This is a genomic window from Microcystis sp. M144S2, from assembly GCF_020246065.1.
GTDB lineage: Bacteria > Cyanobacteriota > Cyanobacteriia > Cyanobacteriales > Microcystaceae > Microcystis > Microcystis ichthyoblabe_A.
In genome coordinates this window covers 1-10,987 of record NZ_JADBTR010000178.1, presented here as the reverse complement: position 1 = coordinate 10,987, position 10,987 = coordinate 1, and the positions used below count along the sequence as shown (strand labels likewise).

At 43.5% G+C, this 10,987-nt stretch carries 15 protein-coding genes and 2 pseudogenes; 7 read left to right on the top strand and 10 right to left on the bottom strand.

Annotation, left to right across the window (positions count from 1 at the left end):
- Window positions 1-234, top strand: a 234-nt coding sequence (locus IM462_RS20170) for a hypothetical protein (RefSeq protein WP_287704402.1), incomplete at its 5' end; no start/stop codon positions are given.
- A 158-nt stretch (window positions 235-392) separates the two neighbouring features.
- Window positions 393-1,124, top strand: a complete 732-nt coding sequence (locus IM462_RS20165; protein ID WP_151696515.1) for an undecaprenyl-phosphate galactose phosphotransferase family protein — start codon at window positions 393-395, stop codon at window positions 1,122-1,124.
- 1,128 nt (window positions 1,125-2,252) lie between these two features.
- Here the strand turns inward: IM462_RS20165 and IM462_RS20160 are convergent.
- The 6 genes from IM462_RS20160 to IM462_RS20135 form a co-directional block, all read right to left on the bottom strand.
- Window positions 2,253-2,492, bottom strand: coding sequence for a DUF2442 domain-containing protein (locus tag IM462_RS20160; RefSeq protein WP_287704399.1), 240 nt, complete (start codon window positions 2,490-2,492; stop codon window positions 2,253-2,255).
- A gap of 182 nt (window positions 2,493-2,674) precedes the next feature.
- Window positions 2,675-2,797 carry a hypothetical protein gene (locus IM462_RS20155; RefSeq protein WP_287704397.1) on the bottom strand — a complete coding sequence of 41 codons (123 nt, stop codon included), beginning with the start codon at window positions 2,795-2,797 and terminating at the stop codon, window positions 2,675-2,677.
- A 15-nt stretch (window positions 2,798-2,812) separates the two neighbouring features.
- A complete protein-coding gene (locus IM462_RS20150; RefSeq protein ID WP_287704396.1) occupies window positions 2,813-2,968 on the bottom strand; it encodes a hypothetical protein in 156 nt (51 codons plus the stop codon).
- 83 nt (window positions 2,969-3,051) lie between these two features.
- Window positions 3,052-3,459, bottom strand: coding sequence for a ferredoxin (locus IM462_RS20145; RefSeq protein ID WP_108937259.1), 408 nt, complete (start codon window positions 3,457-3,459; stop codon window positions 3,052-3,054).
- A complete protein-coding gene (locus tag IM462_RS20140; protein WP_002762644.1) occupies window positions 3,459-3,845 on the bottom strand; it encodes a DUF1257 domain-containing protein in 387 nt (128 codons plus the stop codon). Before IM462_RS20140 ends, IM462_RS20145 begins: the two co-directional genes overlap by 1 nt.
- Window positions 3,846-3,889: 44 nt before the next feature.
- Entirely contained in the window at window positions 3,890-4,105 is a 216-nt protein-coding gene (locus tag IM462_RS20135) for a DUF2997 domain-containing protein (protein ID WP_002752708.1), read from the bottom strand.
- 310 nt (window positions 4,106-4,415) lie between these two features.
- On the opposite strand from IM462_RS20135, the gene bioU reads away from it, so the two are divergent.
- The gene (gene bioU, locus IM462_RS20130; RefSeq protein ID WP_287704394.1) at window positions 4,416-5,417 is read left to right on the top strand and encodes a (S)-8-amino-7-oxononanoate synthase BioU; all 1,002 of its coding nucleotides are present in this window, start codon (window positions 4,416-4,418) and stop codon (window positions 5,415-5,417) included.
- On the opposite strand, the gene IM462_RS20125 is transcribed toward bioU, so the two are convergent.
- Together IM462_RS20125 and IM462_RS20120 are read right to left on the bottom strand one after the other, a co-directional pair.
- Window positions 5,414-6,340, bottom strand: coding sequence for an RluA family pseudouridine synthase (locus IM462_RS20125; protein WP_287704392.1), 927 nt, complete (start codon window positions 6,338-6,340; stop codon window positions 5,414-5,416). The two genes, bioU and IM462_RS20125, sit on opposite strands and share 4 nt — an antisense overlap.
- A 469-nt stretch (window positions 6,341-6,809) precedes the next feature.
- The gene (locus tag IM462_RS20120; RefSeq protein ID WP_287704391.1) at window positions 6,810-7,151 is read right to left on the bottom strand and encodes a phage holin family protein; all 342 of its coding nucleotides are present in this window, start codon (window positions 7,149-7,151) and stop codon (window positions 6,810-6,812) included.
- A 211-nt stretch (window positions 7,152-7,362) separates the two neighbouring features.
- Between IM462_RS20120 and IM462_RS20115 the strand changes: the two genes are divergently transcribed.
- From IM462_RS20115 to IM462_RS20110, 3 genes and pseudogenes are all read left to right on the top strand, one after another.
- Entirely contained in the window at window positions 7,363-7,752 is a 390-nt protein-coding gene (locus tag IM462_RS20115) for a DUF8738 domain-containing protein (protein ID WP_287704389.1), read from the top strand.
- Between the two features lie 139 nt (window positions 7,753-7,891).
- Window positions 7,892-7,972: pseudogene (locus IM462_RS21320) on the top strand (hypothetical protein); the annotation flags it as partial.
- Window positions 7,973-8,097: 125 nt separating this feature from the next.
- Window positions 8,098-8,454, top strand: a complete 357-nt coding sequence (locus tag IM462_RS20110) for an iron-sulfur cluster assembly accessory protein (RefSeq protein WP_002747572.1) — start codon at window positions 8,098-8,100, stop codon at window positions 8,452-8,454.
- On the opposite strand, the gene IM462_RS20105 is transcribed toward IM462_RS20110, so the two are convergent.
- Window positions 8,451-8,726, bottom strand: coding sequence for a hypothetical protein (locus IM462_RS20105; RefSeq protein ID WP_287704387.1), 276 nt, complete (start codon window positions 8,724-8,726; stop codon window positions 8,451-8,453). The two genes, IM462_RS20110 and IM462_RS20105, sit on opposite strands and share 4 nt — an antisense overlap.
- Here IM462_RS20105 and IM462_RS21140 point away from each other — a divergent pair.
- A pseudogene (locus IM462_RS21140) lies at window positions 8,627-8,857 on the top strand (hypothetical protein); the annotation flags it as partial. The gene IM462_RS20105 and the pseudogene IM462_RS21140 overlap by 100 nt on opposite strands.
- 77 nt (window positions 8,858-8,934) lie before the next feature.
- On the opposite strand, the gene IM462_RS20095 reads toward IM462_RS21140, so the two are convergent.
- Entirely contained in the window at window positions 8,935-10,407 is a 1,473-nt protein-coding gene (locus IM462_RS20095; protein ID WP_287704383.1) for a phosphatidylserine decarboxylase, read from the bottom strand.
- Window positions 10,408-10,987 lie beyond the last annotated feature (580 nt).

Here is a 10,987-nt window from a genome sequence, read left to right as displayed (position 1 = left end):
TTCAAATATTTTGAGTATAAATACTCTATATACTCACTTCTCTGCGATGCAGTCGCACTCGCGGGAGCGCATTTTGTAGCTTGCTTAAAGCTTTGTTTCTGTCTGTATCACTTGTTACTTTTTAAAATGAGAATTGCTGGTTCAAAAGCGTCCTACAATACTAAATCCTGTTTAAAAGCTATAGGAGAGCGGGAAGTTTTCTCAGTGAACAGTAAGCTGACTGCTGACTCCTAACCCCACCAACAAACTTTTTGCCGCAAACCCTAATTAGAGATTTTTTAGTACAAAAGTTCTAAAATGGCCAGTGCCAGTTATTGGCCTGAAGACTTGTTTTTTCAGTCTTGTGGCTTTATCATGGGTACTGTGTGGTGTGTGTGATGTGAAGGAGTAAGATGACTGCTAATAGCCAACTTATCTCCGTCAAGGCTCTACAAGCTTTGATGAAGCGAGGGTTCAAACCTTCGGTCTCTGGTAGACGGCATCAAAAATCTTGGTTAATAGCTTTAGACGGCGATACCTCAAAACGATTATTCGATATCGTTTTCTCCCTGTCGGTTCTAATTTTCTTTTCGCCGCTTTATTTAATCTTAGCCTTACTGATCGCGATTAGTTCCCCCGGTCCGGTCTTCTATGTGCAGAAGCGCGTCGGTCAAAACTTCCAGCATTTCAACTGTATCAAGTTCCGTACTATGGTAATGGATGCGGATAAGGTATTAGAGAGACTGATGGAAGACTCTCCCCAACTGCGAGCGGAATTCGAGGATAATTTCAAGCTGAAGGATGATCCCCGCATAACTTGGATTGGCAAGTTTCTCCGCTTAACCAGTTTAGACGAGTTTCCCCAGTTCTGGAACGTCCTGCGGGGAGATATGAGCGTCGTCGGTCCGCGGCCTTTAGTTCCCGAAGAATTGCAGAAATATGGCAATCGCATCGACAAAGTTTTAACTATTCGCCCCGGTTTAACTGGTTTATGGCAAGTTTCTGGACGTAATGACATCCCCTATCCCATGCGGGTGCAGATGGATGTGTATTACGTTAATTCGCGCAACTGGTTAACCGATATCTGGGTAATCTTTAGAACTATCGGTGTTGTGGTTTTTCCCAAAAATAACGGTGCTTACTAAGGCAGTGAATAGTAGTTAAAAATTACTCACTACTGTTTCAATGTAATTAATCGCTAGACTGGGGGAGAGAAAGGCAGAACTTGCTTTTTTCTCCTCTTTTTTTGAGAAGAAATATTATGATATAGCGTTTTTCAGTCTGCTGAGGTACAAAAGTTATGGGTTTTAGGCAAAAGGCAAGAGGCAAAAGGCAAAAGGGAAGAAAATAGGTGTACCTCACTAGCTTAGGAAACGCTATAGTAATTAGGGCTTGCTAGATAATGGTAGAACCCTTTTAAAATAAGACTTTTGACCTTTTAAAATCCGATGTTCATGCTGCGAAAATAGGATTGAGACCTTCAAAAACCTTGCATTATCCTTCTTGTAGTAGGCAAACTGGTACAAAAAAGGAGAGCAACAAAGCCTTAAACTGCTGCCTTCTGCCTGACCCCATCCTAGGCCTTTTTGAACAAACACTACTTAGCTGTTATCTTAAGGGTGAGGTACGAAATTTCTGGTTTTAGGAAACACTGGAGCTAGAGATGATGCTAAATCCCGTCATTTCGTCCTTATCACAATTTGGGCATTTTGTCAAAAAAATTTTGACTTTGCAACAAAACTACACAAAAATTAGATCAACGTTGTTAGGGAAAAAAGGGATAATTGGCGAAAGTGTTTGGTTTGGCTAAAAGGGAAAGTCTAGATTTAGCAATGGTTTCAAGGCAAGCTAGACCTTGAGAAGTCCAAAAAAGCACAGAAAAAACCACCATAGCATAATTCGAAATTATACCAAAATCGCTGGAAGTATTGTCACCTCGTAAATAAATAGAAATTATTCTCAATAAATTCTTAAGTAAAAATAAATATTACTAATTGTAAATTTAAATATTTTTAAGTATTGAAGGTATTTGCATATAAAATACTTATCATTTTGCCCCGATTGCCTCTAACTTTTCCCTCCCCACAGCAATCACCGGGTAAGTAGAAAATTTCTCATTCTTTCTCCTAGAGATGAAGTACAGAGTAATCCTTACTCATCAAGTATTTTAGCAACAATAACTAACCTCATCTTTCTGAGAAAGGCTGTAGCGAAAGAAAATCTGATCAGTGGGAGCGTTACTTTTGTTGTTGGGTTTCCTCGATCGAACTGTTCTAGGTTTGGGAAATGGAGTCAAGATAGAGAGTATCCGGACAGATATCTTGTTCGTTCGGCCAAGTTACCGTACCATCTAAAATTTTTACTTGATTAAAATACTGTTTGTTTTTAAGTTCTTGAAAGATGGCAAAATCGAGCAGTGGTGAACAATCATAAATTTTCTTTTCTTCATTAGTAAAGATGAGTTGTAATTGATAGTTTGGCAAAGGGATAACTTCTTTAACTCTAGGATTCATGATTTATCTCAGTGGTTCAATTTTATACAGTTGTTGTCTTGAAATCGAAGGACTATTGCTCGGAAATAACCTCGATCGAATAAAATTCTTTCATCGACAATCGTGAAAGAGTTCACAATCGAACTCTCAGATAATTTCCGTTTAACCTTGCGAATATAATCGGCTATCTCCATCTAATTTGATCATAAACTTAACTCTTTTCTAGCTGCCAATAGCATTTCATAATAAACATTCCACTCGAAATAATCCATATCGTCCCCTAGCTTACCAGAACGAAATCTAGGATAGAATTCTTTCGAACTCATGGGATATTGATTTTCCTATTGCTTGACCAGGTTTTCTAAATCCAAAATTTGAGCGTTAATCTGCAAATTTTCGCGTTGTTTGCTCTCAATTTTTCGATCCAGTAACTCTCTTTCTTCCTCGGAGAGAGAGAGAATAATTCGCGCGAGAGAATAAATCAGTTGGGTGTTCATTTAAGAACTGTAGCGGATTCGATCGAGAACCGCTGCCATGACTGCTCGGAAATAATAGGTGGATGAGGCTGCACCTATCCACCCTAGAGATCTAAATCTTCGGCGCTAAATTTCTTGTGAATCTGAGGAAAACCTAACTGTTTAATCACTTGATGTTTGCGTTCTTCCTCAAGGGATGACAACTGATTATAATTAACCCAGTGAATACAGTTGACTGGACAAGTCTCGATCGCTTCTTGAATAATTTCTTCTTCGTCACCGTCCTGATTATAGACGCGAGAGCGACCGTATTCACCTTCAATAAAAAAGGTGTTGGGGGCAACGTGGGCGCAGTGTTTACAACCGATACAAGTGACCTCATCGACGTAAACCGCTTTCTGGCGCAGTAAACCACCCAATTCAGGCTCAAAACCAGTGCGATCGGGGGAATCTCTTAGGAATCCCCCTAACTCTGGTTCAAAACCAGAGCGTTCGGGAGAAAAATCAGCCATTAGGCACTCCAACGTTGTACCACTAGACGAATAGAACCATCAGTATTTTTTTCCTGTGCTGCCACCTGAAAACCCTGTTTAGCAGTTTCTGCCAGAATGGTGTGGTAGGCATAACCTTGATTTACTTTTCTTAAAAATCCTTCTACGGTTAGGGGTTGTTGCCAGTATTGCAAATCGGCAACTAACTCGTACTCGTTACCATTCCAGCGAAAACCGATATCGTAATTGTTATCTTGCTCGATTACCACCTCTGCGGTTAAAGTTTGACCTTGATAACCTTTGACGGGGTGGGAACCCTCTTTCCATTCCATACCCATATCGCTCAGGGCGGCTTTTAGGTAGGATAGATCGCGGATTTTGGTTTTGATATTGCTAAAGTGTGACATGGTTTTTCAGTGGCTTAAATAAAGGGATCGGGAAAGATGAAAAATTACCAGTCGCTAAAAGTGGCTGCGTTGCTGACTTTCTCTGACTGGCTGACGGTTTGATGGTAATAATCCGAGGTTTTCTCTTGAGACATCAGCTGCCCGAGTTGTGCCTCGATCGCCGCCGTCACCTCTTGACAAGATGAACCGACTATGCCTGTCACCTTTTCCATGACGCGACCATCGGGATAGATGATAAACTCTAGGCTTTCCATGCTCATAGGTCTTCTCGGCGTAATCTGGGGTTTGCAAAGCTCCCTATCGTTTTAATTTACGATAGTTTGCTAATCGTAGCAATCTGGTTAAAATTTTAGCAAAACTTTATATTATCTCGGCCAACCACTTTCATTTTTTGTAAGTTTCCCGTAACTTTTCTTCATCGTCAAGGGCGAACTTTAACCTAGTGGGCATAATTTAACAAAACTACACAAAAAAGACGACCTGAAGCGATAAATTGAAAATAAAGGAGATGCAACGGCGAACCACGACCGCCGAGATCATAGAATTTTGTCTATAGGAATCAGAACAAATATGAATAAACAAATAGCCAGCGATCGCCTTCGGATCGGTGTTTTAGGTTTTGGTGGTTTGGGACAGGCTGCCGCTAGAATTCTCGCCCCCAAACAGGAAATGCTCTGGACTGCCGCCGCCGATAAAGCCGGTTTTGCATACCACAAAGACGGTCTAGATGTCAATACCTGTAACAAAATTTATCATGACCGGGGTTCGATCGGTTATCTGGAAAATTACGGCAGTCTCAGCGAGAACAGTATCGAGGAATTAATCAAAACTGCCGACGTAGAGGGCTATTTTCTCGCCTTACCGAATTTACCTAACAATTTCATGGCCGATATCGCTAAAACTTTCATTCGCTTAGGTTGGCGCGGGGTTTTAGTCGATGCCCTCAAACGTACCAGCGCCATGGAACAAATCCTAGCACTACAAGCAGACCTAGAAGCCGCCGGCATCACCTATATGACCGGCTGCGGTGCTACCCCCGGACTGTTAACTGCGGCCGCTGCCCTAGCTGCCCAGAGTTATGCAGAGATTCATAGCGTTAAAATTACCTTTGGCGTGGGAATTGCCAACTGGGAGGCTTATCGTGCCACTATTCGCGAAGATATCGCCCATTTACCCGGTTACAACCCAGAAACAGCCCACCAGATGAGTGATGCGGAAGTGGAAATGCTGTTAAATAAAACCAATGGCATTCTTAGCCTCGAAAATATGGAACACGCAGACGATATTATGCTGGAATTGGCTGGAATTTGTGGACGCGATCGGGTTTCCGTCGGGGGTGTGGTGGATACGCGCAACCCGAAAAAGCCTTTAAGTACCAATGTTAAAGTCACGGGGCGGACTTTTGAAGGCAAAATTTCCACCCATACCTTCACTTTAGGTGATGAAACCAGTATGGCGGCTAATGTCTGCGGGCCGGCTTTCGGTTATCTGAAAGCGGGGGTTTCCCTGCATCGTCGCGGTATCTACGGATTATGGACAGCAGCGGAGATTATGCCGCAATTTGTGCGCTAGGGGTTTCTCTGCCGTAAAATAGCTAAAACTTTCGGGAAAATAGCGGGTAAGGGAGCGATCGCTTCTAGGCTCTCTCCCGTGACCGGATGTACTAAAATTAAACGATGGGCATGGAGTAATTGCCCGGGTAGATTAATCCCGATAGAACGACCTGAACTATAGAGGGGATCCCCAAGAATCGGATGACCGATTTGGCTGCTATGAACGCGAATTTGATGAGTTCTGCCAGTTTCTAGACGAAATTCCATTAAGGTGTAGTTGCCCAGTCTTTCCTTGACTTGCCAGTGAGTGACGGCATTTCTACCTCCTTTTTCCACGGCAATAATAGCCATCTTTTGGCGATCGCTGCGGTGACGACCGATCGGCAGATCAATTGTACCTGTCTCCGTTTTGGGGACACCGTGGACGAGGGCGATGTATTCCCGGCGGGCAGTTTTGGTTTTTAATTGTGTCTGTAGGTGTTGATGGGCCTGGTCGGTTTTGGCAATAACGATCGCGCCCGTGGTATCCTTATCTAAGCGGTGGACTATACCGGGGCGTTGAATTCCACCAATTCCGGCTAAATTTGGGCAGTGATGCAGTAAAGCGTTGACCAAGGTTCCCGATTCGTGACCGGGGGCCGGATGAACCACTAAATCGGCAGGTTTATTGATAATAATCAGATAGTCGTCTTCGTAAAGAATATCAAGCTCGATCGCCTCGGCGGTTAATTCGAGGGGTTGACTGTCGGGAATGGTAATCTTTAAGTGATCACCTTGACCAACTTTAGTATTTTTATTGGTGCAAATTTGACCATTTAACTGTATATATCCCTGTTCTATCAGTTTTTGCAGTCTCGATCTCGATAAATCGGGCAATTGTGACCCCATCCAAGCATCTAAACGTTCTTTTTTTCCCGCAACTTCTAAGTTTAATTGGTTCATCGATTTTTAGTGATCAGGGTGTAGGGTGTAGGGTGTAGGGGAATCAAGAAAAACTGACTGGAGATTAGTTAATCTCTTTAGCTCAACAATTCCCGTTGGCTCTCCTGTGGTTATTTTGTCTAGAAAGATGCTTGAGAAAGCTTATTATTAATCTAATTAATATCATTATATTTGTTTTTTCCGATCAGATCATCCCGGACAGTAATTGAACTTGCTCTGGCTGCAAAAGCCACAGCAAATTAGTCGAGATTTTCTCATCCCCAAAAAATTAGAGAGACGTTGTTATACTAAATCCTGTTTAGCAGATATAGGGGAGTGCTGGAGCGGGTAGAAGGGAGAAACAATCCATAACTTGGGAGTTAATCGTACTATTAAAAACAGATTTAGTATTATAATCAACGTCTCCACATCAGAAATTAATCAATCACAGTAAGCCAAGCTGTTTTAAACAACCGAATTATTGCCCACTTTAGTCAACGAAAATGCCATTTAAAACTCCTGAAATGATCGAAACCACGATCGAACCGAATAAAGCGGCAAAAAATGATTTTACCTCAAAACCACTGATAAAATAGGAGGCTAAAGAAAAGGAAATGGCATTGACCACAAAAATAAACAACCCTAGGGTCAAAATAGTTAAAGGCAGGGTAAAAAGAATCAACAGGGGTCTAATAATAGCATTAATTAAACCCAAAGCGACAGCAGCTATCAAAGCCACGGTAAAATTTTTAATTTCTATACCGGGTACTATTTGCGCTGTAATCAATAAAGAGACGGCGGTAATCAACCAACGGAGGAAAAAAGATAACATAAGCCCATCCATCTAAGATAGTTCATCCTCATCTATTTTAATCGCCATCGCCACTTAAAGAGGCGGAAGTCTTCAGGAGATGACAACGAAAACTGAGAGTGACTGCTGCTTCTGCTTGAAAACCAGAGCGGGAACATAGTATCGGTTACACTGATAATAAACAGGAAGATTCCCTCGGACTATCACCCCCCAGAAAGAGGCAAGACTAAAGATGATATCTAGAAAAAATTTTAGCCGAAGCCAGCAAGTACCAATCGGTAAAACGAGAATTATTCAGGGAGCAACTGGCTTTTTAATGCTAATGAGTCTGCTTTCTCTCCTCTTAGCACCACCTAGTTTAGCATCTCCTGAGCCACCTAATTCGGTTATCGCCGCCACCCGTCAAGATTTGAGTCGGAAAACCAAGATATCGGTTAATCGCTTGCAAATTCAAGCAGCACAACCACAAACCTGGCCCGATGGTTGTTTAGGATTAGCTAAACCGGGAGAATTCTGTACTCAAGCACTGGTGCAAGGATGGCGAATTATTCTGACTGATAACCAAAAAACCTGGGTTTATCGCACCGATAGCAGCGGTGCTAATCTTCGCTTAGAAAAGTAAATTTCTTTGGCTCTTTTCCGGCTGCTTTTTCGGCATCGCCAAGGCAGCGTTTTCCTGATTTGATTATCGTCCCCCCAGGGAAGGTGAATTGTCTCAAGCACCCTGTTGGGTGACGAAAATCGGCTGAGAATGGCTCTATGGTTTGTTTCAAGAACCTAGTCGTCTCTGGCAACCCTATTTAATTAATAATCCCAGTTTTTTGCTTCTTTTTGCCCTATAACTTCTGCGAGACTGGGAAAAGTAAGAAGTAATCCAGTCATCAGCCCTCAACTATCGTTAAGATGGATAGGAGAAGGTAAAGTTTTATATGTCCCCTTCAACTGCGTTTAGGAGTTCCTGCTAAAGATGACACAAGCTACTCAGATTCAAGGAAAAGGAATTTTACTCAGTGAGGCTGCCCTCAAACACCTTACCATGCTCAAAGAGCAACAGGGCAAGGATTTATGTCTGCGCGTGGGTGTGCGTCAAGGTGGTTGTTCGGGAATGTCCTATATGATGGATTTTGAGCATCCTAGCAATATTGGCCCCCAAGATGAGGTTTTCGATTACGATGGCTTTAAAATTGTCTCTGATAAAAAAAGTCTGCTCTATCTCTACGGTCTCATGTTAGATTACAGCAACGCGATGATCGGCGGTGGTTTCCAATTCACTAATCCCAACGCCAGTCAAACCTGTGGCTGTGGTAAGTCTTTTGGCGTTTAATATTTCTCTGGGGTGATACCTTTCACCCCCACCTCCCAGAGGCGATTTTTTTTGCCAAAACCCTTGACAAAATCGGAGACTTGACATATACTTTTTGTATAATGGGAATCCGTGCCTGCCTGCGAACCCTTCATTTTTAGGCTAGATACCCTCAATGCTAGGATAATCGGCCATGTCAGGACAAACAGGGAATAAACCGCTTTTTTCTCAACACTATCTTGAGCATCGGCCGCTGGATTCTCCGGAATGGCAAGAGGATGTATCGGTGGCATTTTCCCGCTTAGAGAGTCTTTATCAACAAAAAAAGGCAATTTTGCCGACTCTTAACGAAGCGCAAACGGAAGCAGAATTAATACAACCGATTCTAGAAATTCTCGGTTTTAGTTATATACCGCAATTGACACTCCCCGCGCTAAAGCTCGGAATTCTGCGCCTGGATGTGAACCAGGCACTCGAAGAACCTTTGCTTCAACCCATCATTCAAAACGACAGCAGTTTGGCGATATTTGAATAGGCGTACTGACTCCGCACCGGATAGTGAACATTTACCGTAGCCGTGATGTTGACGTTGGACTGACGCTCGAATACCATCACGATGTCGGAGCCGCCGAAGAGGAAAGTCGAGATCATCTCGCCCTTCGACACCGTTTTTCCCACCACCTCCTGGCGCACCTTCTCGTTGATCAGTGCCACCTGCTCATCATAAGATCGCCCCTTCTTTTCCTGTTGGGTAAGACGGATGAGTTCCTGCGTCCCTGGTTTGACGAACACAACGGAGGATACTTGTGCCATTCCAATGGGCAGTACGGCGATCTTGCCGATAGCGGTTTCCAGGACAAAAAGCCCACGGCACTGCACAAACTGATAGTCGGTGGCATCCTGTGCATCCAGATAACGGTGCGGCATGGCCACGTTGGCCAAGGATGAGTTTTCATCGGCACGTCCCTCAGCATCGAGTAGGTCAAGTTGGACATCCAGGTAAACCTGTCCTGGGATAAATTTAGCCTCAATTATCCTGCCCGCTGCCGGGGCGTGCTGCCGGTGATAGTCAAAGACATTGAGAAAGCTGTGGACGAGAATGCCGCCCTCGAAATCCTGGGCATACTCGGAACCCTTTAACAGTTCTGGGATAGGCCATTCGACGTGCTTGACCACGATTGAGGACTCTGCGGGCATCGGCTCGCCCGCTGGAGTGGTGATAGTCCATTGGCCGACAAAAGTGGACTCGGCTGGGAAGACGATAATCCGAGGATCGTCTGGCTGGGCGACTGGGCGCTGTCGATCGATATCCTTGAAAGTTCTGGAAAACCACTCGTTGAATGTCTTGTAGTTCTCGATCCCGTTTTCGCCCCCATTGTAGTCCTGGTAGGTATATTCCGGCCCGAACTTATAGGTTACGAGATGGTTGGCCGATTCGGGTGTGTCGAGAAATTCGCCCCATTCGACCGCAAATTCCCGAAGCCAGAGGGATAGCGGTGTGAGAGCCTCGCCGGTAAAGGGAGCGATGGGGCTTTGCAGGGAGACGAGTTCGGGTTGGTTGAAGTAGTAATAGAACTGCGTCAGGTGCAGATAATCTGTGCGTTCGTGGTAAATGTCGCCCTGCCATTCCCAGACCCGCAACCCGGGGATCCACGTTACCAGGGCATCGATGTAATAGTAAAATTGGTAGAGGTTGTGTATCCGATCGAGTTCGGGGATGCGCTGTTGTCTTATCTTCAAGATCGCGCTCTGGAAGGCTCCCCCATAGGCGTAATCGTCGATGAGCTTTTTAAGTTTCTTTGTGATCGGCTGCTTCGGCTCGTACACTGCGCTATCGGGGGGTAGCTCTTTAAGGAATTTCGGCCCCTGGGGGATTGACGATGAAACTCCCTGCTCGTTCAGGTGCTGGGCCTCCCGCGCCGACACCGCTTTCCATTTCAACCGGCCATAACTCTGGTTGTGATTTGTGTTCATGCCATTTTCCTCTTGTTGAATATCAAACTATCTATCTAAAATCTCCACAGACAGGGCCGACATTCCGCACATCTTCATATACTTTTATATATTTTTACATTCCCCAAGATGTTTTGACAAAAAACCTTCATTGTATAAACTACTATTAAGAACATTTTCAATAATTGATTTTTTCTGAGAAAAAAATTTACAATTCTTCACCTTAATAAAAAATCCATCATTGTAGCTATAATTTTTACTGGCAAAGGTTTGTCAGCAATAGATTAGTAAAAATTATCAATTGAATGTTAAGAAGTGCAGAAAGTGGGTCTAGTTGCCTGAGATAATATTAGGTCGAGGTCTATACCTAATACTAAATCCGTTGAGTATAGGCTACATATCAGGATAGGCACTCATGCAAAAGGGAGAATAAATAATCAGTTTTTAATAACCAGATTTAGTAAGTAGGGAGGCGTTAAAAGTTGTCAGACACCCCCCTTATCAAGCTATCCATTAGTCGGATCTTTCTTAACAAAAAGAGAAGAAACTTAAAAAAAGGGGAAACGATTGATAGGTATAGTTTTGAAAGAAGGAATTAAGG